The sequence below is a fragment of the Myxococcus qinghaiensis genome, from assembly GCF_024198215.1.
In the GTDB taxonomy this organism is placed as follows: Bacteria; Myxococcota; Myxococcia; order Myxococcales; family Myxococcaceae; genus Myxococcus; species Myxococcus qinghaiensis.
Genome location: NZ_JAKCFA010000010.1, coordinates 88,009 through 112,923 on the forward strand (window position 1 = coordinate 88,009; position 24,915 = coordinate 112,923).

Annotated in this window: 18 protein-coding genes; 12 read left to right on the forward strand and 6 right to left on the reverse strand. The window is 70.1% G+C overall.

Translation table 11 applies throughout. The annotated features are described in order from the left end of the window. Positions 1 to 22: 22 nt before the first annotated feature. Together LZ199_RS20215 and LZ199_RS20220 are read right to left on the reverse strand one after the other, a co-directional pair. Positions 23 to 2,575, reverse strand: a complete 2,553-nt coding sequence (locus LZ199_RS20215; RefSeq protein ID WP_253995373.1) for a M1 family metallopeptidase — start codon at positions 2,573 to 2,575, stop codon at positions 23 to 25. Positions 2,576 to 2,678: 103 nt separating this feature from the next. Further along, positions 2,679 to 3,218 carry a hypothetical protein gene (locus LZ199_RS20220; protein WP_253995374.1) on the reverse strand — a complete coding sequence of 180 codons (540 nt, stop codon included), beginning with the start codon at positions 3,216 to 3,218 and terminating at the stop codon, positions 2,679 to 2,681. Between the two features lie 154 nt (positions 3,219 to 3,372). Between LZ199_RS20220 and LZ199_RS20225 the strand changes: the two genes are divergently transcribed. The 3 genes from LZ199_RS20225 (at position 3,373) to mtgA (ending at position 7,250) form a co-directional block, all read left to right on the forward strand. Further along, positions 3,373 to 5,433 (forward strand): sensor histidine kinase, encoded by a 2,061-nt coding sequence (locus LZ199_RS20225; protein WP_253995375.1) that lies wholly within the window; start codon positions 3,373 to 3,375, stop codon positions 5,431 to 5,433. Positions 5,434 to 5,609: 176 nt separating this feature from the next. Further along, on the forward strand, positions 5,610 to 6,251 hold the full coding sequence (locus LZ199_RS20230) for an NlpC/P60 family protein (protein ID WP_253995376.1): 642 nt from the start codon (positions 5,610 to 5,612) through the stop codon (positions 6,249 to 6,251). A gap of 63 nt (positions 6,252 to 6,314) precedes the next feature. Then, positions 6,315 to 7,250 carry a monofunctional biosynthetic peptidoglycan transglycosylase gene (mtgA, locus tag LZ199_RS20235; RefSeq protein ID WP_253995377.1) on the forward strand — a complete coding sequence of 312 codons (936 nt, stop codon included), beginning with the start codon at positions 6,315 to 6,317 and terminating at the stop codon, positions 7,248 to 7,250. 10 nt (positions 7,251 to 7,260) lie between these two features. Here mtgA and LZ199_RS20240 read toward each other — a convergent pair whose 3' ends face one another. From LZ199_RS20240 to LZ199_RS20250, 3 genes are all read right to left on the reverse strand, one after another. After that, positions 7,261 to 9,186, reverse strand: a complete 1,926-nt coding sequence (locus LZ199_RS20240) for a CBM96 family carbohydrate-binding protein (RefSeq protein WP_253995378.1) — start codon at positions 9,184 to 9,186, stop codon at positions 7,261 to 7,263. 215 nt (positions 9,187 to 9,401) lie between these two features. Beyond that, complete coding sequence (locus LZ199_RS20245) at positions 9,402 to 9,989, reverse strand: hypothetical protein (RefSeq protein WP_253995379.1); 588 nt, start codon at positions 9,987 to 9,989, stop codon at positions 9,402 to 9,404. After that, positions 9,986 to 10,717 carry a hypothetical protein gene (locus LZ199_RS20250; protein WP_253995380.1) on the reverse strand — a complete coding sequence of 244 codons (732 nt, stop codon included), beginning with the start codon at positions 10,715 to 10,717 and terminating at the stop codon, positions 9,986 to 9,988. The genes LZ199_RS20245 and LZ199_RS20250 overlap by 4 nt, the downstream gene beginning before the upstream one ends. A gap of 274 nt (positions 10,718 to 10,991) precedes the next feature. Between LZ199_RS20250 and LZ199_RS20255 the strand changes: the two genes are divergently transcribed. The 9 genes from LZ199_RS20255 to LZ199_RS20295 all read left to right on the forward strand — a co-directional run bounded on the left by LZ199_RS20255 (position 10,992) and on the right by LZ199_RS20295 (position 20,543). Continuing rightward, a complete protein-coding gene (locus LZ199_RS20255; RefSeq protein WP_253995381.1) occupies positions 10,992 to 11,525 on the forward strand; it encodes a MarR family winged helix-turn-helix transcriptional regulator in 534 nt (177 codons plus the stop codon). Further along, positions 11,512 to 13,386: a chloride channel protein gene (locus LZ199_RS20260; protein WP_253995382.1), complete on the forward strand. Its 1,875-nt coding sequence runs from the start codon at positions 11,512 to 11,514 to the stop codon at positions 13,384 to 13,386. The genes LZ199_RS20255 and LZ199_RS20260 overlap by 14 nt, the downstream gene beginning before the upstream one ends. A gap of 5 nt (positions 13,387 to 13,391) precedes the next feature. Beyond that, complete coding sequence (locus LZ199_RS20265) at positions 13,392 to 14,765, forward strand: phosphatidylglycerol lysyltransferase domain-containing protein (RefSeq protein ID WP_253995383.1); 1,374 nt, start codon at positions 13,392 to 13,394, stop codon at positions 14,763 to 14,765. A gap of 194 nt (positions 14,766 to 14,959) precedes the next feature. After that, positions 14,960 to 16,273 carry a cytochrome-c peroxidase gene (locus LZ199_RS20270; RefSeq protein ID WP_253995384.1) on the forward strand — a complete coding sequence of 438 codons (1,314 nt, stop codon included), beginning with the start codon at positions 14,960 to 14,962 and terminating at the stop codon, positions 16,271 to 16,273. 13 nt (positions 16,274 to 16,286) lie between these two features. Further along, positions 16,287 to 17,405 carry a metallophosphoesterase family protein gene (locus LZ199_RS20275; RefSeq protein WP_253995385.1) on the forward strand — a complete coding sequence of 373 codons (1,119 nt, stop codon included), beginning with the start codon at positions 16,287 to 16,289 and terminating at the stop codon, positions 17,403 to 17,405. A gap of 15 nt (positions 17,406 to 17,420) precedes the next feature. Further along, complete coding sequence (locus LZ199_RS20280; protein WP_253995386.1) at positions 17,421 to 18,245, forward strand: c-type cytochrome; 825 nt, start codon at positions 17,421 to 17,423, stop codon at positions 18,243 to 18,245. A 45-nt stretch (positions 18,246 to 18,290) separates the two neighbouring features. Beyond that, positions 18,291 to 18,959: a SitA6 family polymorphic toxin lipoprotein gene (gene sitA6 / locus LZ199_RS20285; protein WP_253995387.1), complete on the forward strand. Its 669-nt coding sequence runs from the start codon at positions 18,291 to 18,293 to the stop codon at positions 18,957 to 18,959. A 4-nt stretch (positions 18,960 to 18,963) separates the two neighbouring features. Continuing rightward, positions 18,964 to 19,683 (forward strand): SitI6 family double-CXXCG motif immunity protein, encoded by a 720-nt coding sequence (sitI6, locus tag LZ199_RS20290; RefSeq protein ID WP_253995388.1) that lies wholly within the window; start codon positions 18,964 to 18,966, stop codon positions 19,681 to 19,683. 131 nt (positions 19,684 to 19,814) lie between these two features. Then, on the forward strand, positions 19,815 to 20,543 hold the full coding sequence (locus tag LZ199_RS20295; protein WP_253995389.1) for a 2OG-Fe dioxygenase family protein: 729 nt from the start codon (positions 19,815 to 19,817) through the stop codon (positions 20,541 to 20,543). A gap of 42 nt (positions 20,544 to 20,585) precedes the next feature. Here the strand turns inward: LZ199_RS20295 and LZ199_RS20300 are convergent, their stop codons facing one another. Then, complete coding sequence (locus LZ199_RS20300; RefSeq protein ID WP_253995390.1) at positions 20,586 to 24,785, reverse strand: MG2 domain-containing protein; 4,200 nt, start codon at positions 24,783 to 24,785, stop codon at positions 20,586 to 20,588. Positions 24,786 to 24,915 lie beyond the last annotated feature (130 nt).

The following is a 24,915-nucleotide window of genomic DNA, read 5'->3' on the forward strand; positions in this document are numbered from 1 at the left end:
AGAGCCTCTCAGGAGGTGTGCATCAGGCCTGGCGCTTCAGCCACGCGGAGACTTCCGGGCCGCAGCGCTCGAGCAGCTCCACGTCCTGGGACAGCCGCTCCAGCGTCTGCGCGGTGGCCTGGTTGGCGTCGCTCACCGGCTGGTCCTTCAGCAGCGCCTTCACCGCCTCAAACTGCTCGCGCGTGCGCAGCATGCCCAGCGACTCCACGATTCGCCGCACCAGCATGGGCGCGCCTCCCGTGCGCGCGACGACGTCCTTCCACTGCTTGCGCATCTGCGCCCACCACGCGTCGCGGCCGGTGCGGTTGGCGAGCAGCCCCGTCACGAAGCTGGCCACGTCCTGCGTCTTCACCGTGTCGGAGAAGAACAGCCCCTGCGCGCGCTCGGCCAGCGCCGGGTCCTCGAAGGTCGTGAGCGCCATCAGGTAGCGGCGCTGCGTGGCAGGGTCCGGCTCGTTCGGCATCTTCTGGAGGAACGTGTCGAAGAGGGCCGAGTCCCCCGCGCGCGCCACCATGGCCACCGCGACGTCGAGCAGGTTGGGCTCCAGCGCGTCGCGCTCTCCCTGGAGCATGCGCGCCACGCGAGGACGGGCCTCGGCGAGCGCCTCCGGGCTGCGTGCCAGGCCACCCACCGCGCGCACCAGCGCGGAGCGCCGCAGCTTCACCCGGTCCGTCTCGCCCGCCGTCGCCTGCCAGCCCAGCTTCTTGAGGCCCGGGCTGAGCAGCTTCTCCACCCACGCGCGCATGCGCGCCTGGTCCTCGCCGTCCACCAGCCGGCTCTCCACGTACGCGAGCCTGCCCACCAGCTCGTCCAGGACGGAGTCGTCCTCCTCGTTCCCGAAGCGCGCGGTCAAATCCAGCAGGTCCGCCACCGAGCCCCGGCCCGAGCGCACCAGCGCCCACTGGTCCTCCAGGAGGGAGATGCGCTCCGAGGGCGCCAGGGCCTGGAGGTTCGTGGCCAGCCCCGCGAGCGACGCCTTGTCATAGGCCATGCGGTAGAAGCCGGTGGAGCCCGCGTTGGCGCACAGCCACTTCACCGCGCCTGAGCCCTCCAGCTTCACGGTGGTCTGCTTGTCGCGGAAGAGCACCCGCTGCTCCCGCACGCCGGTGGCGTCCTCGTAGCGCAGCACCATGGGCACCGGCCACTTCTCGCCGCTCTCCACTCCGGGCTCGGAGTAGAAGCGCTGCTGCGACAGCGCCACCTCGCGGCCCTCCACGCGCGCCGTCACCAGGGGGAAGCCGCTCTGGCCCACCCACGCGGTGGCCAGCTCCTCCACCGGCTGCTTCGCCGCCTCGCCCAGCGCGTTCCAGAGGTCTTCCTTCACCGCGTTGGCGCGCGCGTGCTTGCGCATGTACAGGCGGATGCCGTCGCGGAAGGGGCCCTCCCCGAGGAAGCCCTCAATCATCCGCAGCACCGCGCCGCCCTTCTCGTACGTAATCGCGTCGAAGCTCTCACCGGCCTCGCCCGCGTTGCGCACCTCGCCGTGGATGGGGTGCGTGGACTTGAGCGCGTCCAGGTACAGCGCGCTGGTGCGGTGCGAGTCGAAGTCCAGCCACATGCGCCACTCGGGCTTCCACTGGTCCACAATCTTGAAGGCCATCCACGTGGCGAACGCCTCGTTGAGCCAGAGGTCGTCCCACCACACCATGGTGACCCAGTTGCCGAACCACTGGTGCGCAAGCTCATGCGTCACCACTTCCGCCACGCGCTTCTGCACGGACAGGGGCGCGGTGGCCGGGTCCAGCAGCAGCGTGACTTCGCGGTAGGTAATCAGGCCGGCGTTCTCCATCGCGCCCGCCTCGAAGTCCGGGATGCCCACCTGGTCCACCTTGGTGAAGGCATACGGCAGGCCGAAGTAGTCCTGGAGCCGGGGCAGCACCGCCAGCGCCACGTCCTGGCCAAAGCGCGTCAGGTGCTCCTTCTCCTTCAGCGACCAGGTGCGCACCGGCACGCCGCCCACCTGCTGCTCCGGCGTGCCCACCAGCGGGCCCACGACGAGCGCGATGAGGTAGCTGCTGAGCACCTCCGTCTCCTGGAACGTCACCTTCGTCAGCGCGCCGTCCTGCTCCTCCTTGATGACGGGGCCGTTGCCCAGCACCGCGAGACCCCGCGGCACGCGCACGCTGAGGGCCCACTTCGCCTTGAAGGCGGGCTCGTCGAAACAGGGGAAGACGCGGCGCGCGTCGGCGGCCTCGAACTGGGTGGCCGCCACCTTGCCCGCCAGGTACAGGCCGCGCAGGCCGTCCGTGAAGGGGCCCGTCCACCCGAGCTCCAGCGTGGCCGGCCCCTTGGGCAGCGGCGCGTCGAAGCGCAGCACCACCGTCTCGCTCACCGCGACGGGCTGGATGGACGCGGGCTTGTGCTGGGCATTGCCCGAGCGGAAGGTGACGTCGCCCAGCTGGAGGGCGATGGCGTGGAGGATGATTTCGCGCGTGGGCTCGGCCAGCTCCACGTCGACGGTCTGCTGTCCGGAGAAGGACTTCGCGTCCAGGTCCAGGGTCAGCGTGGCCGCGTAGCGCTGGGGGCGAACGGTGGTGGGGAGCCGGAAGTTCTTGTCTTCAGTCAGATGCGCCATAGGGAGGCGGAATCTAGCCTCGCTCGCGGCGCGCGTTCCCACTTCTGTCATGCGGGTGCAAGAAACCTGTCGTCCGCCGGGTGGGGTGTCGTCCGCCACACCCTTACGCCCCCGGGTCTCCTGGCGGGGGCTTCTTCGGTCCGCGCGGCGCGGGGCCTGGGACCAACTGGTGGAAGAGGCTGGACTCGCGCTGGAAGAAGCCGTCCGTGTGGAACGAGTGGGACAGCTCCAGCAGCTGGAAGTCCAGGTGATGACACAGCTCATGCAGGAAGGTGCGCAGGTACGTGCGGAAGGCCACCACGCGCGCCTGCTTCGCGGTGCGCATCCAGACCTGGAGCCGAGGTCTGCGCCCCGGCTCCCAGGTGTAGAGCCCGTGCAGCTCGCCCTCCTCGGACGAGGGGCGCACCTCCAGCACCTCCACTAGGACGGGGGCGACATCCAGTCGCTCACACAGCGCATTCCCCAGCTTCGCGGTGGCGCGCTCCAGCGGAGCCCGCTCACCGGAGGCCAGCGCCTGCCGCACGGCCTCCACCTGGGGGCGCAGCGTCGTGGGCTCCCTCACCCGGAGGGCCGTCACCGCATCACTCATCCGATAGATGCGTTGCTGCTCGCGGCTGAGCTGCTCGTAGTAGGCGAAGGGCACGGGGCGGAGGCACTCTAGCGGGCACGGGGCGCGGGCGCCTGCACCCGGTCGTCCGGTCTCCCGGTCTCCCGGTCGTCCGAACATGGGCCTTCCCGCTCCCCTGGCCGCGCCGCGCTTCCTCGCCCTGGCTGCTTACCTTGCGGTGGGGGTCGGAATGGCACTCACGCTGGGGCGCGCCGCCTGGGAGCGCGCGGTACTGCTCGCGGTGTCCTTCGAGGTCCTGAAGGTCGTCAGCTCCCACTTCGTGTTCCCGCCCCTGAGCAGCGCGGTCCTCTGGCTGCCCGCGGGGCTGACGCTGGCGTTCCTGCTGCGCTCCCCCACGCGCATGTGGCCCGCCTTGCTGGCCGCTGTGTTCGCCGCGGAGCTGGGCTCGGTGCTGTCCCAGGGCCTGCCCTGGGGCCTGTCCGCGACCTGGGCGCTGGGCAACGTGCTTCGCACCTGGCTGAGCGCGGCGCTGATGCGGCGCTGGGTGGGGCAGGCCGTGCGCTTCCACCACGTGGGGGATGTCACCGGGTTGTTGCTGCTCGGGGGAGTGGTGGGCGCGCTGCCGAGCGCCACGCTGGGCGCGCTCGGCGCGGAGCTGTGGCTGGGCTCGGCGTCATTCAGGAGCGAGTGGATTGTCTGGTGGCTCAGCGACACGCTGGGCACGGTGCTCGTCGCGCCGTTGATACTGACGTGGTGGCCGGTGACGCGCGCGTCCTCTCCGCCGAGACGCCTGGGAGAGTCCTTCCTGATGATGGGCGCCGTGGCGCTCGTCGGCGTGCTCGTCTTCCACATCGATGGCCCGGCGGGGTCCGCGGCCATCGCCACCACGCTGCCCTACGCCGCGTTCCCCCTGGTCATCGCCGCGGCGCTGCGGCTGGGCCCGCGAGGGGCGGCGACCGCGTCCGCGGTGATGGGCATGGTGGCGGTGGAGTACACGCGGCTGGGTCGAGGGCCCTTCGGGGAGCTGCCCGTGTCAGCGTCGGAGCGCGGCCTGTCCGTGCAGGTGTTCCTGGCGGTGCTCAGCCTGTCGGCGCTGACGGTGGCGGCCGTGGTGGCGGAGCGGCGGCGAGCGGAGTCCGCGCAGCGCGTGCTGGCCGACGTGGGCGTGGTGCTCGCCGAGTCTCCCGATTGGAGCGTCACGCTGCCCCGGGTGGCGCGGCTGCTCGTGCCCGAGCTGGCGACGGGCGCGGCCATCTGGTTGCAGAACGCGGAGGGCGTGGTGGAGCGGGTGGCGGCGGCCGGGTGGACGCAAGGACGCGAGGTGGGGCTGCGAGGCAGGTTCCCGCCGTTGCCGACAGGGGTGAGCGAATGGACCGGCGCGGAGGGCTCGGGGGTGCTCGTTCCATTGCAGGTGCGCGGGCGGGTGGTGGGCGCGCTGGCGGTGGCGATGGAGCTTTCGGGCACGGGCCGGCGCACGCGGGAGCAGGTGCTGGCGGAGGACGTGGCGCGCAGGTGCGCCATGGCGCTGGAGAACGCGCGGCTGTTGGAAGAGGCCCGCGACGCCGTCGCCGTGCGTGAGGACTTCATCGCCGTGGCGGCGCACGAGCTGCGCACGCCGTTGGCCACCATCACCCTGCGCGTGCAGGGGTTGATGGGGCTCCTGCGGGGTGACTCTCGCCAGGGCTTCCTGCTGGAGCGCCTGGATGCGATTGCCCGCCAGTCTCGCAGGCTGACGCGGCTGGTGGAGAACGTGCTGGACGTGGGCCTGTTCAAGGCGGGCGGGCTGGAGCTGCGGCGCGAGTGGGTGGACCTCACCGCGCTGGTGGAGGAGGTGGTGGAGCGCTCCATTGAGGAGGCCTCGCGCTCGCGGACCCCGCTGCGGTTGACGACCCGGGGCGCTCGGGTGCGCGGATGGTTGGACCGGGACCGCGTGGACCAGGCCCTCTTCAACCTGGTGTCCAATGCCATCAAGTTCGGCGCGGGGGCGGAAGTCGACGTGGTGCTGGGCCAGGTGGGCGACCGTGCCCGGCTGGTCGTCACGGACCGGGGCATCGGTGTTCCTCCCGAGGCGGTGGAGCGCATCTTCGGCCCCTTCGAGCGGGCGGTCTCCACGCACGAATATGGCGGGCTGGGCCTGGGGCTGTACCTGACGCGACGCATCGCGGAAGCACATGGCGGCTCCGTCCAGGTCGTCACCACTCCAGGCCAGGGGGCGTCCTTCGTGCTGGAGCTGCCGGTGGAGCCGGAGCTCTCGTTGAGGGAGGAGTCACAGCCCCAGGCGGGGGCCTGAGGCGAGTGGCTGGGTGGTGGAAGCGCCAGGAGGGCGACTTCGAGGGGCAGGGTGGGAAAGGGATTCGCCACGGGGAGGTGGGGGTGCTGTTCGCGAGCCAACGTCCCGAGTGGGTCTGAGGCGAGGCACGCCCATTGCTGTGTCGTGCGGGTATGTACCGTGGAGCGTGGCTCGGGGTGTTGGTGGCGTTGTGGGTGTGGGGCGGGACGGCCGAGGCCGCGAGGCGCACTCCGCCGAAGCGGGTCGCCACGAAGGTTGCCTTGTCGGACCGGGCCCTGTGGCGCGCGAAGGGCTGGGTGGGGCTTGGCTCGCTGCGGACGGTGAGCACGGCGGTGAACGACGACTGCTCGGGCCTGACGCAGCTGGCGTACCGCAAGCCCGGCCTCAGTCTGCTGCCGGAGCTGACGCTGCCCGGGGAGAATGGCGTGAAGGCCATCTACCGGAAGGCGGGCACGCTGGGCGCGCTGCGCGAGGAGCCGCGAGCCGGGGACCTGGTGTTCTTCCGGGAGACCATCGACCGCAACAAGGATGGACGGCTCAACGACGGCCTCACGCACATCGGCATCGTCGAGCGGGTGGGGGCCGATGGCACCGTGACGTTCGTCCACCGCGCGGGGGGCGGAGTGAAGCGCAGCCGCTTCAACCTGGCGCGTCCCGAGGCGAGGAAGGACGACAAGGGCCGCGTCCTCAATGACTGGCTCCGTCGCCGCGACAAGCGCAACCGGGGCTACCTGGCGGGAGAGCTGGTGGCCGGGTTCGCCTCGGTCGATGAGCGCTGGAAGGTGGAGCCTGTCTCCGTGTCGGGCGCTCGCCGCTGACGAAAGGCAGGGCGCCGGACGGGGGCGTGACGGCGGAGGCCGGAGGCGCTATGCACGGCGCAGATGTCGAACACGGACGGACGACCGGAAGGCCCTGAGACCTCGGAGCAACCCGAGGCCGTGCCCCCGTCCGGCTCGCGGGTGGCCGTCGTTCCTCCAGCACCCTCCGTCACCCGCACCGCGCGGACGTCGCGCCCCAGGTCGTGGCGGCGTCGGGTGTTGCTCGGGCTGGCGGTGCTGCTGCTTGGCTTCGGTGTGTATGAGTACGTCACGCTCCCGGAGGCCGAGTCGCTGGTGCGGGAGAACCCGAAGTCGACGGCCCTGATGGACCAGCGCGCCGAGGAGGCTCGGGAGGCGGGGAAGAAGGTCCGCCGCCGACAGCAGTGGGTGTCGCTCACCTCCATCTCCAGGCACGCGGTGGCCTCCGTGCTGGTGTCCGAGGACGCGGGCTTCTACGGCCACGAGGGCCTGGACACGACGGAGCTGCGCAAGGCGATGGGTGAGGCCTGGGAGAAGCGCCAGCTCGGCCGTGGCGCATCGACCATCACCCAGCAGCTCGCGAAGAACCTCTGGCTGTCCACGGACCGGAGCCTGTTCCGCAAGGCGAAGGAGCTGGTGCTGGCCCACCGCCTGGAGGAATCGCTCACGAAGAAGCGCATCCTCGCGCTGTACCTCAACGTCGTGGAGTGGGGGAACGGCGTCTATGGCATCGAGGCCGGTGCGCGTGAGCACTTCGGCGTGTCCGCCTCCCAGCTCTCCGTCGCGCAAGGGGCCATCCTCGCCGCGATGCTGCCGGCGCCTCGCAAGCGCTCTCCGAAGTCGGGCTCGCGGGCGCTGTGGAGGCGCGCCCACTGGATTGTCGACCAGCTCTCGTCCGTGGGCCGAATCACGGGCGCGGAGGCGACCACCGCGCGCACGGACATCGACCAGTTGCTGGGCCGGACTCCCGCCGCGAGCAGCGGCGGTGAGGAAGAGGACGAGACGGGCGACGACGCGTGACGCGAGCGCTTCAGCGCCGTGGCTCGGAGGTGAGCTGGAGGAACAACAAGTCCCCCTCGCCTCGTGAGGTGTACGTCGTGTCCTCCGGTGTCAGCGAGGCCTCGAAAGGAATGCAGACCCGCGCCTGGCCACCGGGAGTCACCTGGAGCGCCACGTTGCCCGGGCCGGTGATTCCCAATGCCCGCGAGTCGAGGTGGGTGCCCGAGGCGTCATAGCGCGCCAGGAAGTGGAGGACGTCACCGCGCGGGACGGAGGACGCTCCGAGCGCGCCGCCTCCCAAGTCCAGTTGCTCATCTAGCGTCCACCCTCCGACGACGAGCTCGCCGGCCGAGCTCAGTCCCAGGGTGTGGGCCTGTGCCGCGCCCCGCTCTCCCAGCACCCGCACCCAGCCCTCCGCGGCCGTCGCATGCAGCGTGCCGAGCAGCATGTCCTCGCTCGCGTGGTGCTCCTCTCCGCCAAAGGAGAACGTCCCGCTGACGTCACCGACGAAGGCCACGTCACCCTGGGCGAGCGGCGCGAGCGCGCGAACACTGCCCCGCGCTCCGTTGAGCGCACGGAACCACTGCGGCGTGCCGTTGGCGGAGAGCTTCCCGAGGAAGGGCGTGTGTGGCGCCGTCGCTCCCAGCAACGAAGAGTCGGTGTCTCCACCCACGTAGATGAAGCCCGCGCCATCCGTGGCGAGCGCCTCCGTGCGAGTGCCCGAGTCGCCCCCTGGAAACGCGAGGGACCAGGCGTGCGCGCCGCTCGCGTGGAACTTCGCGAGGAAGAGCGCCGTCACGGAGTCATCCCGCGTCCGGTTGCCCGGGTCCGCGAAGAGCCTGCCTCGGCCCAGGCCCAGCTCCCCCTGGAAGTGGCCGGTGACGACGACGCTGCCTTGCGAGTCGATGACCACGGCCTGGGCGCGCACCATCGCCGTGCGACTGACGCCGGAGGCCGACGGGGCGTGCTCCGCGCGAAAGCCCTTGGACCAGAGGGGCTCGCCCTCCGGTGACAGCTTGAGGAGGAAGAAGCCCGAGGTGTCCGGTGTCTTCTCGATGCGCGGCAGCGCACCCGTGCCCAAATCCGGAGCGCCTTGATAGGTGCCCACCAGCCACGCCTCACCCGAGGCCGCGACGGCGAGCCCCGTGGCCTCCACCTGCTCGCCCACGGCATACGCGTGAGACCATTGGTGCGCGCCGTCCGCTCCATAGCGCGCGACGACGAGGCCGCGCTCGCCCTGGAAGACCTCGCCTCCAAAGTCGCCGCTGCCGGTGAAGGCGCCTGCCACGAGGAAGTCGAGGCCGTCCTCCGCGGTCGCCATCACCCGCACCTGCTCGTCGCCTTGTCCGCCCCGGTGGAGCACCCAGTCGGGCGCGGGGGCCCGGGGCCTTGGTGAGGCCGTCTCCAGCTCCACCACGAGGCGGGGATGCAGGGCGGGGTTGCTGTCCTCGCGCGAGCTGAAGTCCGCGCCGTCGACCCCCGTCGAATAGAGCCCGAGATTCAGGACGCCGTTGCCCGTCACCGCCTGCGTCACGTCCAGCTCCGCCCAGCTCCCGGCGCGCAGTGCTCCCGCGTCTGCCAGGGGCGGCCCCACCAGCGCGGGCTGTCGGCTGTACGTGACTTCGTCTTCCTTCCACCGCGCGTCGACGCGATGGACGACGGGACCATCCTCCGAACCATTGGTGACGAACAGGCGCAGGGTGGCGCGCTTCACGCGGCCTTGCACCCCTTTCACCTGGAAGCGCAGGAACGCGCGGTACTCGGTGGGTGAGCGGTCCACGCAGAGCTGCTCCTCCGCGCCCAGGTTCATCGAGGGCCGCGAGGAGTCCACCTGTGCGTCGGCGACCGCGACGAAGGTGCCTCCTCCGGCGGCGAAGTCTCCATGCCGCACCAGGGGCTCGGCGCCCTGGGGCGAGGTGCTCCCTCCGCAGTGTGGAAGGAGGGCCAGGACCGCCACGACGCCTGCTTCCCTCCAACCCGGCTTCCATCTTCCGTGCATCCATCCCCCCAGGCTCGACACTCGTGGGGGGCTCGCTGTGCATCGAGGGTGCCGCGCTCCACGGGCGAGCGCGGTGAGCGGCACGACGCCCGCCTCGTCCCGGAGTGCGAGACGAGGGCAGCGCGCTTCCGTCCCAGGGAAGTGGCGAGGGCCGCGCGGGGCGAGGCGTGGGGCTACAGTCCTCCGACTTCCAGCGCGCCGCCCAGGCCTGGAAACGGCTTGGTGAGCACGGCCTGGAAGATGATGTTCTCGAGCAGGATTTCCACCGGGAGCTGCGGCGCGCCAAGGTCTCCACGCGCCACGGTGTTGCTGATGATGAACCAGACGCGCCGGCGTCCCACGGCGTCCTTCAGCGCGGGGCTGTCGATGCGCACCGCCGTGCGGGTGTTGGGTCTGAACTCGCGCGAGGGGAGGATCTCCGTGGCCTGGGCGTAGTACGCCGGCCGGTTCAGGTCCGTGTAGAGGACGGCCTCTTCCGGCGTGGCCTGCCCGGTGAAGGACAGTCGCATGGACGTGCGCAGCGTCAGCGTCGAGGACGGATTGACGACGTCGAGCGTGGAGGCGACCTGTTCCACCACGAGGTCCAGGTCCTCGGTGTTCACCGACTCCTCGGGCAGGTCCAACGCCACCTCCGCGTAGACGGGCTGGAGGACGGAGGTGACGGGCACCCGCACGTCGAAGGGCTCTGTCTCGATGGCGATTTCAGCCGAGCAGCCGGACAACACCAGGAAGCACGAAGCGAGGAGCGCGCGGGTCATCATCGGAAGGTCCAGGAGAGGTCGAGGACGGGGAGGACGGGCAGCTCCTCTCCCGGAACAGCGGGGTCGCTCAGGTCCACGTAGGTGACGCCCAGCCCGAAGCCCAGGTGCTCGCCGCCATAGCGCAGGCCCGCGGCGGCTCGGAGCGTCGCTCCGCCCTTCACCCGCACGCCCGCTTCGCCCACCACGGACCAGGGGCCCGTGAAGTTGAAGGCGACGCCGCCCGTGAAGGACAGATAGTCGGAGGTGTAGTGCGCGTAGCGCGCCTCGCCCTGCACGAGCAGGGGGCCGAGCGCGAGGCCATAGACGCCATAGAAGGAAGGCCCGCTCAGCTCCGGCTCGAAGCGTTGGATGGAGGGCGTCTCCGACTCGACGATGCTGGAATAGAGGGAGGCGCCGACGAACTGCGTGTAGCGCGCGCCCAGCACCAGGCGGTGCGGGCCCGCCGCCATCGCCCAGCGCAAGCCCACGTTGGGCGCGAGCATCACGTCCGCGTAGACGGAGGTGTCCACCGCCAGCCCCGCGAACAATGGCAGCGCGGTGCGCTGGAGTCCCAGCACGGGCGCGTCGATGACCTCGGCCGCGTCGGTGCCCATGAGGCGCGCGGTGTTGGTGCGCACGCCTGTCGAGGGCTCGGCGGCGGACGGCGTGGAGAGCAGCAGGACGGCGAGGATGCAGGGCGGGATGTGCCCGGCGCCACCTGAGGCACCGGGACGTCTGGAAGGACTCAAGCCGGGAGCTCCTGTGAAAGGGGCCCCGTGTCTAGCGTGTCGCCTCATGGCGTCGACTCGTGCACCGCCCGAGTTGGTGAACTGTCGACAGATGTTTCACGCGGTCATTCGCGACCTGCCCGGAGCTTCGTCTCGTCCGGGAGGAGGCGACCCTCCGGCAGGCAGGTCGGCGGGTGCGCGTCCACCCCCCTTTCTCATTGCGGACGCGAGCCGCGGACCGTACGTTCCGCTCAATTCAATGGGCTCCCATATAAATCGAACCGGCGGCGAAGACGTGCGCGAGGTGATGGACGGCATCCGCCGAATCGTGCGGCTGCTGCGGGTCTCCGCGAGGGCTTCGGAGCGACTGGTGGGTATCAGCGGAGCGCAGCTGTTCGTGCTCCAGCAGCTCGCGGAGGCGGGACCCTGCTCCATCAACGCCCTGGCCGAGCGGACGCTCACGCACCAGAGCAGCGTGTCGGTGGTGGTGGCGCGGCTGCTGGAGCGAGGGCTGGCCACGCGGCGCCCCTCGGCGGAAGACGGTCGCCGCGTGGAGGTGGCGCTCTCTCCCGCGGGGCGGGCCTTGCTGCGCGAGACGCCCGCGATGGCGCAGGCCCGGCTCATCACCGGCCTCCGGCGGCTGGAGCCCGGCGCGCGCGAGGGACTGGCCCAGGGGCTGTCTGCCCTCGTCAGGGAGCTGGGGCTGGAGGGAAACGAGGCGCCGCTCTTCTTCGAGGACGAGCCCGCGCCCGGCCGGACACGCGCGCGCGCGACGACGAAGAAGAAGGCGACCCCGCGCAAGAAGGAGAAGTCTCATGGAGCTGCCTGAAGCGAATCGAGTGGAGGCTGGGCTGGGCGAGGAGGCCCGCTCGCGGCTCCCCGTGGCGCCGTCCATGGGCCCCACGCTCGCGGGCATGCGCGCGCCCACGACGGTGGACGTGGTGGACCGGAGGGTGGTCTTCATCAGCGCCCTCGCGGTGGTGCTGGCCGTGGCGGCGGGGCTGGTGGCCCAGGGGCTGGGCGCGCTCATCCACCTCTTCACGAACATCGCCTTCTTCGGCCGGTTCTCCACCGCGGAGGTCTCCCCGGTGAATCACGCGCTGGGCGCGTGGGTCATCGTGGTGCCGGTGGTGGGCTCGCTCATTGTCGGGGTGATGGCGCGCTATGGCTCACGGGCCATCCGGGGCCACGGCATCCCCGAGGCGATGGATCAGGTGCTCTACAACCAGAGCCGGATTCCGCCTCGGATGACGTTCCTCAAGCCGCTGTCGGCGGCGGTGGCCATCGGCACGGGAGGACCGTTCGGCGCGGAGGGCCCCATCATCGCCACGGGGGGCGCGCTGGGCTCGCTCTTGGGGCAGGTGCTGCGCGTCACGGCGGATGAGCGCAAGGCGCTCCTGGCCGCAGGCGCGGCGGCGGGCATGGCGGCGACCTTCGGCGCGCCTGTCTCCGCGGTGCTGCTGGCGGTGGAGTTGCTGTTGTTCGAGTACCGCCCGCGCTCGGTCATCCCGGTGGCGCTGGCCACGGCCACGGCCACCGGAGTGCGGCTGGCCTTCGAGGGGAGCGCGCCGGCCTTCGCGATGCCGGAGCTGGCGCTGCCGGGCGGCGCCGCGCTGGCGTTCTACATCGTGCTGGGCGCGGTGGTGGGCCTGGCGTCCACGCTGGCCACCCGCGCCGTGTACGCCATCGAAGATGCGTTCGAGAAGCTGCCCGTGCACTGGATGTGGTGGCCGGCGCTCGGAGGGCTCGTGGTGGGGGTGGTGGGGTGGTTGTCTCCGCGCACGTTCGGCGTGGGCTACACCAACATCGAGGACATCCTCTCCGGGCGCTTCGTGGGCACGGCCATGCTCGTGTTCTGTGCGCTGAAGTTCGTGTCCTGGTCCGTGGCGCTGGGCAGCGGCACCTCCGGCGGGACGCTGGCGCCGCTGTTCACCCTGGGCGGTGGACTGGGCTCGGGGCTGGGGCTCGTGGCGATGCGGCTTGCGCCTGGGCTGGGCGTGGACCTTCGCGTGGCCGCGCTGGTGGGCATGGCGGCCATCTTCGCGGGGGCTTCGCGCGCGCTGCTGGCGTCGGTGGTGTTCGCCTTCGAGACGACACGCCAGCCCCTGGGGTTGTTGCCCCTGCTGGGCGGCTGCGCGGCGGCCTACCTGGTGTCGTCGCTGCTGATGCGCCACTCCATCATGACGGAGAAGCTGGCGCGGCGTGGCGGGCGGGTCATCACCGAGTACGGCGTGGATGCGCTGGGGCAGATGCTGGTGCGCGAGGTGGGGCTCAAGCCCGTGGTGACGCTGGATGCGGACCAGTCCTTGGAGTCGGTCCGCGCGTGGCTGCTGTCGGACGTGGCGGGCACCCGTCACCAGGGCTTCCCGGTGGTGAAGGACGGTGCCCTGGTGGGCGTCGTCACCCGCAGGGACCTGGTGGGCGGGCAGGCGCCCGAGGGGCGGCGTGTGCGGGACGTGGTGGGGCGTCCTCCGTCGGTGGCGTATGAGGACAGCTCACTGCGCGAGGCGGCGGACCTCATGGTGGAGGAGGGCGTGGGTCGCCTTCCGGTGGTCCGGCGTGAGATTCCTTCGAGCGTCGTGGGCATCATCACCCGCAGCGACCTGCTGGGCGCGCATCGGCGGCGGCTGGAGAACTCGCGGCGCAGGGAGCGTGGACTGGGTGGGCCCTTGCCGGCCCGAGGAGCCTGAGGGACGTGGACGCGGACGGCGAGGCGGAAACACAGGAGCGCGAGCGGGCCCTGGAGCTGCTGCGCCGGTTCGGGTGGAACGCCACGTCCTTCCAGGTGTTGATGCCGGGCTTCCGCTACTGGTTCGACCCGGCGGGAGATGCCTTCGTCGCGTACGTCGACACGGGCGGCGCGTGGGTGGCGGCGGGCGCGCCCATCGCCGCGCCGGATTCCCTGGTGCGCGCGGTGGCGGGCTTCCAGGACGCGGCGCGCCGAGCGGGCCGGCGCGTGTGCTTCTTCGCCACGGAGCCGCGCTTCACGGAGTGGGTGCCCATGAAGTCGCTCTCCATCGGCGAGCAGCCGGTGTGGGAGCCCGGGCATTGGGAGTCGGTGGTGCGCGGCAGCAAGAGCCTGCGCGAGCAGCTCCGCCGGGCGCGCGCGCATGACGTCGTGGTGCGCGAGCTCCCCGCCCAGGTGCTGGAGGACGCCGAGCACCCCACGCGACAGGCACTGGAGCGACTGCGAGCGCGCTGGCTGGCCTCGCGTCGCATGGCGCCCATGGGCTTCCTGGTGCAGCTGCGGCCGGATGCCTTCGCGCGGGAGCGGCGCGCCTTCGCGGCGGAGGTGAAGGGCGAGCTGGTGGGCGTGCTGCTCGTGTCGCCCGTCTACGCGCGGGATGGCTGGTTCCTCCAGGACCTCTTGAGAGACCCCGAGGCGCCCAACGGCACCGCCGAGGCGCTGGTGGACGCGGCGATGCGCGCGGCCTCCGCCGAGGGACGGCGCTACGTGACGCTGGGCCTGGCGCCGCTTTCGGGCCCCGTGCGGCCGTGGTTGCGACTGGCGCGCGCGTGCGGCAAGCCGCTGTTCGACTTCGAGGGCCTGCGCGCCTTCAAGGCGAAGTTCCGTCCGGACACCTGGGTGCCGCTCCACCTCGCGTACCCCGAGCCCCATGGCGGACTGCTCGCCGTATACGACGCGCTCCGCGCCTTCGCGCGTGGCAGCCTGGTGCGCTTCGGCGTGGCGACGTTGCTGCGGCGGCCCCGGCTGCTGGTGCATGGGCTGGCGGTGCTGCTGATTCCGTGGACGGCCCTGCTGGCGCTGCCCTCCACCACGCGCTGGTTTCCTTCCATGCGCGTGCAGTGGAGCTGGGTGTTGTTCGACGTGGGGCTGGCGGCGGGACTCTTCTCGCTGGTGCGCCGCTGGCGGGACGGCCTGGCCACCGCGCTGGTGTGCCTCACCGCCGCGGATGCGTGCCTCACCTTCGTGCAGGCCGCCACCTACAACGCGGGGCGAGCGCGAGGCGCCGTGGACTGGCTGGTCATCACCGCCGCAGTGCTCGCGCCCGCCACCGCCTCCGGGTTGCTCGTCCGCGCGCGAGACTTCCGCCTGCCCGCGCGCTGACGCACAGCGCTTCCTCCAGGACTCAACACCCCGCCTGCCTCGCGGACCCCGTGGGTTTCCACAGGTGGACACTCCTCCGCCGGTCTCCTGGACTGCAGGGCGAGGAAAGTGGTGTTTTTCGGAAAGAGCTGTTCCGGCATCGGGCGCCGCGACTTTCTCGCGGCGTCGTCCGTTGCCGGTTGGGAGGGGTGACCATGCGAACGCCGTCAGGCGTTGCCCTGTCGCTCGCCGTGTTGCTGTGGGTCCATGAGGGCCACGCCGCGCCCGAAACACAGAGCTCGGCTCCGCCGCCATCACCATTGCCATCGGGGGTGTCGCTGGTGCTGTGGAAGCTGTCGGTGCCCGCGAGCGCGGCGCCGACGCCGGAGCGGGTGGCGTTGGGAGAGAAGCTCTTCAACGACAAGCGGCTGTCCTTGGATGACAGCACGTCCTGCGCCACGTGCCATGACCCGAACAAGGGCTTCACGGACGGCAAGCCGGTGGCCGAAGGGGTGAAGAGCCAGAAGGGCATGCGCAACAGCCCCACGGTGCTCAACGCGCTCTTCAATGCCTCGCAATTCTGGGACGGGCGCTCGTCCACGCTGGAGGACCAGGCGAAGCTGCCCATCCTGAATCCGATTGAGATGGCCATGCCCTCGCCGGAGGCCGTGGTGTCGAAGCTGCGGGGGATTCCCGAGTACGTCACCGCCTTCCAGGCCGTCTTCAAGCGGGACATCACCTACGACGACGTGGCGTCCGCCATCGCCGCCTTCGAGCGCACGCAGTTCTCCGGCAACGCGCGCTTCGACCGCTTCATCCACGGCGAGTCGAAGGCGCTCAACGCGTCGGAGCTGCGAGGCTGGGCCCTGTTCAACGGCAAGGCGCGGTGCAACTCCTGTCACGCGGGCAACGCGGTGTCGCCGCTGTTCAGCGACCAGAAGTTCCACAACATCGGCGTCGCCGCGCACAAGCAGGACTTCCCCCAGCTGGCGCGTGAGGGCGTGAAGCTGGTCCGCCTGGGTGACGAGAAGCAGATTGACGAGCTGGCGCTGCAGACGCGCTTCTCCGAGCTGGGGCGCTTCCTGGTGACGAAGCAGGAGAACGACGTGGGCGCGTTCAAGACGCCCACGCTGCGCAACATCGGAATCACCGGCCCGTACATGCACGACGGCTCGCTGACGACGCTGTGGGACGTGATGGACCACTACAACAAGGGCGGGGTGGCCAATCCGTTCCTGGATGGTGGGATGCAGCGCCTGGGGCTGACGGAGCCTGAAATCGATGACCTGGTGGCCTTCCTCTTCACGCTGACCGACGAGCGCTTCACGAAATACAACGGTCAGGAGCTGGCGAGGCAGCGTGCGCGCAAGGGCCAGCGGCCGGAGCGGGACACGGCGGTGGCGCTGGGGAAGAAGGGCAACCTGGGAGACCTGGCGCCCAATCCGGACCTGTCGGTGAAGAACCCGGCGGACATCGGTGTGTATGGCACCGAGACGCTGCCCAAACCCGCTTCGACGAAGCAGCCCTGAGGAGGCGCCGTCCATGGGGAACAAGTTCCGAAGCATCGAGACGAAGCACTACGAGGAACGCGACGCCTTCTTCGAAGGCCTGAAGCGGTTGGACCGGCGCGCCTTCCTGCGGGTGGCGGGCATGTCCGCGGGCATCGTCGCGGGGATGGGCTTGAGGTCGCCGCAGAGCTTCCAGCTCGTCAACGTGGCGGAGGCGCAGGGGACGAAGCCGCGCTTCTCCTTCGCGTACATCTCCGACACGCACCTGTACGAGCAGAAGCTGAATGACCGCTTCATCCGCTCCATCCTGAAGGCGGTGGACGACGTCAACGGGTTGGACCCGCAGCCGGACTTCGTGTTGTTCGGTGGAGACCTGGCGCAGCTGGGGCAGGCGGGAGAGCTGAAGCTGGGGGCGCAGATTCTCAAGAGCGTGAAGGCGCCCGTGAAGATGATGGTGGGCGAGCACGACTGGTTCCTCGACATGGGGGAGCTGTGGCGGGACTTGTTCGGCGCGCCGAACTACTCGTTCGACCACAAGGGCGTGCACTTCGTGGTGCTCAACTCCATTCTGGAGAAGGACTTCTGGACGGAGCGGAAGCTCACGCCGAAGGAGCGGATGCAGATTGTCGCGGGCCTGGACAATGGCATCCAGTCTCGCTTCGAGGTGGGCGGTGAGCAGCGCGAGTGGATGAAGCAGGACCTGGCGAAGGTGGACAAGAAGACGCCGGTCATCGTGTTCAGCCACTCACCGCTCTACAAGTACTACCGGCCCTGGAACTTCTGGACGGACGACGCGGACGAGGTGCAGGCGCTGCTCAAGCCCTTCGAGCGAGTCACGGTCATCCATGGGCACACGCACCAGCTGTTGAGCAATCGCATCAACAACATCCAGTTCCACGGGATGCTGTCCACGGCGTGGCCGTGGCCGTATGCGCCGGAGGGGTTGCCGCAGCTCACGGTGCAGATGAATCGGCCGGACCCGTTCAGCCAGTTCGACGGCTGTGGGGATGGACGGATGGACGTGCTGGAGTCGGGGTTGGTGGACAAGCTGTACAACCTCTGGGAGCGCAATCCCATCACCGTGCGCGCGAGCTACCTCGCGTCGGGCGGGAAGCAGGATGCGCCGCCCCGGACGAAGCTTCCGAGCTACTGAGCGCGAGGGGACACGATGACCTACCGGATGAAGCTGTGGGTGGGAGCGGGAGCGCTGCTGTCCTTCGCGGGAGGCGTGGCGTTGGCCACGAGTCCCGCGCCGCGTCCCGAGTCTCTTCAGACAACGGAGCTGCCGCGTCACAAGGTGCCGGTGTCGAAGGACGGCAACCTGGTGGTGGGGATGTGCGACGGGGAGACGTCCCTGGAGGTGAAGGGCGTCAAGGAGGGGCAGTCGCTGACGCGCGAGCAGGCGGCGCGGGTGTCGGCGGAGCTGATGGAGACGTGGCTGAAGAAGAACCCGGATGCGAACTGGGACCCGGCGCCTCCGCCTGGGGTGGCGCAGGGACAGAAGCAGGCGCCGCAGCAGAAGAACCCGCCCATGGGGACGCAGAAGCCCGCGACGGGCGGGGAGATGCGCGAGGGCGGGGTGACGGCGGAGAGCGGTGGCAAGGAGGTCCGCAAGCAGGCGGGGACGAACATCCAGGACGGGCACTCCTACGGTGCGTTCACCCAGCGAGACGAGGCGGTGTGGGCGGCGTCCACGCAGCAGTTCGTGGACGAGGGGCACCGGGTGTTCCACGACGCGGCGGCGGTGGGTGGGACGATTGCGGTGTCCTGTGACATGTGCCACCCGGATGCATCGAACACGCATCCGGAGACGTATCCGAAGTACCAGGTGCAGCTGGGCCGCGTGGCGCTGCTGCGGGACATGATCAACTGGTGCATCGAGAACCCGGTGCGCGGCAAGCCGCTCGCGGACGGGGACCCGAGGTTGCGCGCGATGGAGGCGTATATCTACGCGCAGCGGAAGGGCACGAAGCTGGAGTACGGGAAGAAGTAGCCGTTGATATGACCCCTCGGGTGGAAGGTCAGCCCGGGGGGCGTCATGAAGCGGTGGCTGTGGTGCTGGTTGGGTGTCTGGCTGTCGTCGTGCGCGACGACGCCGACGCCCACGAATGAGCACGAGTATCCGGACGAGTACACGCGGCTGGAGGAAGGCGCGTGCGTCACGTTCCTGTGTGCGGCGGAGGCGTGTGGCCTCTATCGGTGCGAGGACGTGGAGTCCTGGGGCCGCGTGGTGCCGGCGCGAGGGACGTCGTTCGTCCTGCCGCCGAGCGCGGTGCGCTCACCACAGCGCAACTGGGGCAACGTCCAGGGACTGCCCGGGGACGCGCAGCCCGTCTTCGTCATTCGCTGGTACGGGCGGGAGCTGCTGCCCAGTCAGAGGCGACTGCTGGAGATGGCGAAGGCGCTGGCGACCCAGCCGCGCGAGAAGCACCACATCTTTCCCCAGGAGTTCAAAGACTGGTTCGAGCGGCAGGGCATCAACATTCACAAGGAGACGATGCTCATCGACATCGACACCCATCACCGCATCCACAAGGGATTCAGCGGTGGACCTTGGAATGGAGAATGGCGGAAGTTCCGTGATAACCATACCGGTGCGACCCAAGAGGACATGTATCGATACGCTCGCGAGATGATCATCCGCTTCGACCTGGTGGGACCCATTCTGCCGTACCACCTGCTCGTGGGCCCTTCCTTCTCGTACTGAGACCATGACGCGCTTCTTCCATCTGGAGAGGGGGGACGGTGAGCGGCAGAAGGGCACGTACAAAGCCCGGCACAAGTGGGGGTTGCCCGGAGTCACCTGCCCTCTATGTCATGCGACCTGGGCCAGCACGGGCTTCAATTACCCCGCTCTGGACCTGACGAATCATCCCTCGGCGAAGAAGCTCTCGAAGGCCTACTTGGAGAAGGACTTCGATGAGTACGAGCATCTGCGCGAGCAGCTCCGCCCCTTGCTGCCACCAGACAGCCCCTTGCCACCGGGCGCCTTGTTCGGACCCCTGGTGGGAACGGCGCGGGGACCCTTTGCTGCCTTTCTGCAGCAGTATGGGGACGTCGTGCTCGTTCGCCCGGATGCGCTGGTTCTTCTGCATGCCGCCGGACTGAGGGGACTGAAGGGTGTCAGGACGGAGCTGCGAATTCGGCCAAAGGATGCCGAGGAACTGCTGGAGCTGGCTGTCGAGCCTCACGGTCTGCTGCACCCGGACTGCATCCCGAGTTCGACGCAGCCGCGGTGTCCGAAGTGTGGTCGACATGGCTTCGGACTTCCCAAGGAGCCCATCCTCGACGCGGCCTCGTTGCCCGATGGACTGGACCTGATGCGGCTGAGAAACTTCGCGATGGTGCTTGTCGTCACCCAGCGCTTCAAGGACGCAGTGGAGCAGCTCAATCTCGATGGCCTGAGCTTCCGCGAGCTGCCTGTGCGCTGACCTCGCAAGCTGCTGACTCGCCCGCCCGCCTGGGCCTTCACTTGGAGGACCGACGAGCCCGCACGAGACGCGAGTGTTGACGACGGTGTCCGGAAGGACCATGACTCGCCGGCAACGTCGTCCTCGCGCCCATGAGCTTCTCTCCGCCCGTCTCCGCTCCCCCTGATGCCCTCTCCACCCTGCGCGACCGGGGCTATGCCGTCCTGGACCGCGCGGGCCTGTCCGAGCTGGTGGGCATCCCCGCCGCGACGATGGACCTCTGGCGCCCCACCTGGGATGACCTCCCGGCGGACGGGTACCTCCGCGACGGTGGCCGGTATCGCTCGCGCCGACACTCGTGCTTCATCGTCGACGGCGACTCCGTCACTCCCGTACCGCACCGCGCCCACTGGCAGCCCGTCGAATACAACGCCCTGCACGGCGGCCTGGAGCGCTGGTTCGAGCCGATGACGTCCACCGTCGTCGAGCGCCCCGAGTGGCCCCGGCTCTTGAGCCAGCTCGCGGCCTGCGCGTCCGCGCTCAAGGGACCGCGGACCTGGTACGTGGAGTCGCACCAGTTCCGCATCGACACCACGGATGGCATCGGCCGGCCGACCCCCGAGGGCGCGCACCGCGACGGCGTGGACTTCGTCGTCGTGCTGCTCGTCGGCCGCCAGGACATCAAGGGCGGCGAGACGCGCGTGTTCGAGGCCGCGGGCCCCAATGGCATCCGCTTCACGCTGACGGAGCCCTGGTCGGCGCTGCTGCTCGACGACGAGCGCGTCATCCACGAGAGCACGCCCATCCAGCCCGTGGGCCCCCAGGGGCACCGCGACACGCTGGTGCTCACCTTCCGCGCGAAGAGCTTCCAGGGACCCTGAGCGACGGGCAGTCCCTGGAAGCGCTCCGCGAACTTCAGCGACTCAGGACTTCGGGGCGATGGTGACCTTCACGCCCTCGGTCCAGACCTTGTGCTCGTCGGTGTAGTACAGGTACGCGCGGCTCGCGGGCCCGGTGTACGTGCCGGGAACCGCGGCCACCAGCGACAGCGGCACGTCGATGCGCTTCTTCGCCTCCATGCCCCGCCAGTACAGGACGACGTCGCGTCCAATCACCTCGTACGCATCCACCACCTTGCGCTTCACCAGCTCCTTGAGCTGGTCATGCCGCACCTCCAGGCCACCCGGCACGCCAAAGATGGCGACCGCCGTCGGCAGGTGCTGACCCGTGCGGTTGAGGACCATGAGGCGGGCCTCGGTGGGCTCGCCCTCGGTGAGCTCGTGCTTCGCCAGGGCCACCTCCAGCGACACCTGCGTCTCCTTGGAGCTGTCCGGCACCAACGCGTTGAAGGTGACCTCCACCGTGTACGGCAGCTCCGAGCCATCCTCCATGCGCAGCTCCAGCTGACGCCCACCCGGGCCGAGCAGCTTGCTCACGTCCGGCAGCTTGAGCGCCTCCTGCGCGGAGCCCGTGAAGCTCACCGGCTCACCCACCGGACGGCCCTCCACGTAGACGCGCACCCGTCCCGGGCGGAGGTTGGCCGCGTGGGCCTTGTCGTAGGCGATGATGGAGCGCAGCGCGAGCACCGTGCTCTGCGTCGAGCCGTAGCGACCCCCGTCGCTGGACTCCGCCATGTACTTCATCGCGCGCTGCACGTTCGCCAGGTACTCCGGCTCACGCAGCCAGGCGAGCACGGACAGCGCCGTCGTCTCGATTTCGAGCGAGTCTCCCGAGCTGCCGACGATGGACTGCGTGCCGCCACCCACCACGCCGTTCTGCTGCTGGAGCTTCGCCAGCCGACCCATCAGCGCCTTGGCTGACGCGCCGTCCCCCGCGAGCGACAGCACGTTGGCCGCCAGGGCGACGACGTAGCTGTTGCTGCTCTTCGTCGCGGCCTGCTTCACCGCGGCCACCTCGCGCGCCAGCTCCTTCGCCGTGGCGGCCTTCTGCGGCGCGCTCTCCAGCATCGCCCAGGTGATGTAGGCGTTGGAGGTGTCCGGGTCCTCCACCCAGACGTGCAGGGCGCGACGCTTGCGATTGAAGCCGCCCTGGCCGTCCCGCTGCATCAGCATCCACTCCCGCGTACGCGAGAGCATCTGCGTGTCCACGCTGTGCACCTGCTGCATGTCCGTGAAGTGGAGCAGGCCGAAGGCGGTGAGGGCCTCGTGGCCGGGGGCCTCGCCGAACCACTCGTAGCCCTGCTCCTTCGTCTCGAAGCCCACCAGTCGCTGGTAGCCCGACGTCAGCTTCTCGCGAGCGGAGGCGACGAGCTCCGGATTCACCCCGGTGTGCGTCTGGAAGTACTGCTGCGCCATCGTCATCGGGTACGTGGTGGAGCTGGTCTGCTCGAAGCAGCCGCTCGGCTCGCGGATGAGGCGCGCGAGCGACTCCGTCAGGTTGGACACGGGGCCCGGGTACAGGGCGATGCTCGCGCGGATGCTGCCGGGCAGCACGCTGTCGGGGAGGGTGATGGTGTGCGTGGCCGGCTTCTTCGAGGACAGCAGTCCGCCGACGGACACGGTGCCCGGGAAGCCTCGCGGCTTGATGGACAGCGTGCGGGTGACGGTGTCCGTGTAGTTGCCCGTGCTCGCGATGAGCTTCAGGTCCACCGGCTGCGACTGCTGGCCAATCTCCAGCGAGAGAATCTGGCGCCCGCGCCCGTTCGCGGCCAGGTCCAGGGTCTTGTTGCCGGACAGCTTCACGTCGCCCTTCAGCTCCGCCTTCAGCGAGACACCCGTCAGCGCGGCGTCCGTCCCGTTCACCAGCGCCACCGGCAGGCGGACGACGTCACCCGACGTCACCTCCAGCGGCAGCTTCGGCTCCACGTAGAAGGGCTGCGAGGACTCCAGCTCCGCCACCGCCGAGCCCAGCTCACCGCCGTCGCCCACCGCGCCGGCCGTGGCCTTGAACGACGTCACCGAGTCGTTGGTCGCGAAGCGCACGCGGACCTCGCCGGTGCGCGCGTCGGTGCGCACCCCTGAGTTCCAGTAGAGCGTCTCCGCGAAGTCCACCCGGTCCCCGGACTTGCGGCCCGGCCGCGTCATGTGCGCGTACTCGCGGAGATAGATGAACGGCGAGGGCTGAAGCGGCTCCTGCCATTCCTTGGCGTGCGCCCTCTTCTTCTTCCTGGGCGCCTCGTCGTCGTGGGGCTGATCGAGGATCTCAACCCTCTGCATCTGGATTTCCGCCGGAGCCGCCATCTCTGGCGCCATGGCCACAACGGGAGCAGGCGCGGCAGCGGGCGGAGGAGGAGCGGGAGGCGCGGGGGCCACGGCCACCACCGCGCCCTTCATGTCCATGTTGTCATCCCTGAAGGCCATGCCATCGGCCTCGCCCTCTTCCCGCTCTTCATGCATCGGTTCGGGGGCATTCTTCCACCGCATGCCGCCCTTGACGGCGCTGGACGGCTTGGGCCCGCCCTGATTGCGGTCCGCCTTGTCGCGGAGGCCCGGCAGCCGCAGCGACGCATGCATCGCGAGCGCGCGCTGGGCCGCGTCTCCGTGGCTGGACATGAAGGTGCGCGGGTGGATGAACGCGAAGCGCCTCCAGCCCTGGGTGCCCAGCAGCAGGTCCACCGCCATGCGCGACTTCGGGTTCTTCTTGTCGAAGTAGAGCTGCGCGTCGGCCAGCTCCTTCACCTCGTGCTCCAGCAGCACCATCACCGGCAGCGAGGGCGCCTGCTCGCGCTTCTCCTGGAGCTGCAGCACCGCGTCGTCGGTGACGGTGAGCATCACCAGCGCGGAGACGGGCTCGCCGCCGCGCAGGGTGCGCGCCGTCAGCTCCACGGGCGCGCCCGGCTCGTAGCGGGTGCGGTCCGCCTTCAGCTCCACCGTGATTTCCTTCGCGGGCTGGCGGAACACCAGTCGCTCCGCCAGGGGCCGCCCGTCCGCGTCCCACACCGTGGCGATGAGCACGCCATCCGCCTTGCCCGGGTCCAGCGTCACGGGGTTCTCGTCATCCGCGTCGAGCACCGCCGAGGCCACCCGCACGTCGCGCTGGCTCAGCGACACCGACGTCCGGCCCACGCCCGTGTTGCTCACGACCAGCCGCACCAGTCCACCCGGAGCAATCACATCCTCGCGCGCTCGGATGACCGCGCCCGTCGCCTTCACGGCGGGCAGCGGGAAGGTCTTCTTGATGCCGGCCGGCGAGTCGATGCGCAGCGCGTAGCTGGTGTCGGCGCGAGGGGTGAGCTCGAAGCGGCCCCGGCCCTCGTGCTCCGAGCGGACGTTGGCGACGACCTTGCCCGTCTTCGTATCCAGCACCACGCCCGTCAGGTCCGCGGGCTTGCTCGCGGGCGTCTTCGCCTCGAAGTACACGCGCGACGTCAGCCCCGCCACCAGCTCACCGCCCTCAGGGTACATGGCCAGGTCCAGCGTCTGGAGGAGGATGGGAATCGTCTTCGCCGCCGTCTCCACCACGCCGCCGTCCTGGATGGTGAAGGCCAGCGTCCCCTCGCCGCGCTCCATGGTCTTCGGCAGGTTGAAGCGGACGGTGCAGCGGCCCTGCGGGTCCACCGCGCAGCTCTCCTGGGCCACGCTGACGCCGTCGACGAGCGCGGTGGCGGACACCTTCGCCGTCTCGGGCACGCCGCCCTCGGCGCGCTTCACGTCGAGCGTCGCGGTGACGGTGTCTCCGGGGCCGTAGCCGTCGCGGAGGAACTGGACCTGCGTCTTCAGGCGGGGCGCGCGGTAGGCCCGCACCTCGAACTTGCGCTCCACCGGGGCCCCGGCCGTCCAGGGGTCGCTGATGCGCAGGGTGTACTCGCCACCGGCCTGTCCGGCGGGGATGGGCCACGAGTAGCCCCAGACCGTCTCGGGGGAGGACACCCGGCCCTGGGCGATGAGGTCTCCCCGGGGGCCACGGACCTCGATGACGGCGTTCACTCCGCCGGTGACGGGCTTGTGGGAGAGGGCCTGGAGCACCAGCCCGCGCACCAGGACGGACTCGCCCGGACGGTAGAAGGGCTTGTCGGTGGAGACGAAGGTGAGGGGGCGGTCGCGACCCTCGGGAGACGGGGCGTTGGGGCGGGCGGCGAGCACCAGGCCAGGCACCAGCAGGAGTGACGTGGCGAGGCCCAGGGTGCGGAGCACCCGTCGGAGGCGCGGGACAGGGAGGGTCATGTGGGCTCTGAACGGCTGAACTGGCGGGAAGTTCTGCGCGAGGGACGAGCGCCGGGCACGACCCGGTGTGTCGTCGGTGGAAGCACGGCGTGAGGGTGGCTCGGGGAGCGGGGTTGGGCGAAGCTGACCC

Excerpts from the sequence above, each read along its gene's own strand:
- LZ199_RS20295 (WP_253995389.1), top strand. The coding sequence starts at position 19,815 with ATGAGCTTCTCTCCGCCCGTCTCCGCTCCCCCTGATGCCCTCTCCACC.
- LZ199_RS20275 (WP_253995385.1), top strand. The coding sequence starts at position 16,287 with ATGGGGAACAAGTTCCGAAGCATCGAGACGAAGCACTACGAGGAACGC.
- LZ199_RS20245 (WP_253995379.1), bottom strand. The coding sequence starts at position 9,989 with ATGATGACCCGCGCGCTCCTCGCTTCGTGCTTCCTGGTGTTGTCCGGC.
- sitI6 (WP_253995388.1), top strand. The coding sequence starts at position 18,964 with ATGACGCGCTTCTTCCATCTGGAGAGGGGGGACGGTGAGCGGCAGAAG.
- LZ199_RS20270 (WP_253995384.1), top strand. The coding sequence starts at position 14,960 with ATGCGAACGCCGTCAGGCGTTGCCCTGTCGCTCGCCGTGTTGCTGTGG.
- sitA6 (WP_253995387.1), top strand. The coding sequence starts at position 18,291 with ATGAAGCGGTGGCTGTGGTGCTGGTTGGGTGTCTGGCTGTCGTCGTGC.
- LZ199_RS20260 (WP_253995382.1), top strand. The coding sequence starts at position 11,512 with ATGGAGCTGCCTGAAGCGAATCGAGTGGAGGCTGGGCTGGGCGAGGAG.
- LZ199_RS20215 (WP_253995373.1), bottom strand. The coding sequence starts at position 2,575 with ATGGCGCATCTGACTGAAGACAAGAACTTCCGGCTCCCCACCACCGTT.
- LZ199_RS20300 (WP_253995390.1), bottom strand. The coding sequence starts at position 24,785 with ATGACCCTCCCTGTCCCGCGCCTCCGACGGGTGCTCCGCACCCTGGGC.
- LZ199_RS20225 (WP_253995375.1), top strand. The coding sequence starts at position 3,373 with ATGGCACTCACGCTGGGGCGCGCCGCCTGGGAGCGCGCGGTACTGCTC.
- mtgA (WP_253995377.1), top strand. The coding sequence starts at position 6,315 with ATGTCGAACACGGACGGACGACCGGAAGGCCCTGAGACCTCGGAGCAA.
- LZ199_RS20280 (WP_253995386.1), top strand. The coding sequence starts at position 17,421 with ATGACCTACCGGATGAAGCTGTGGGTGGGAGCGGGAGCGCTGCTGTCC.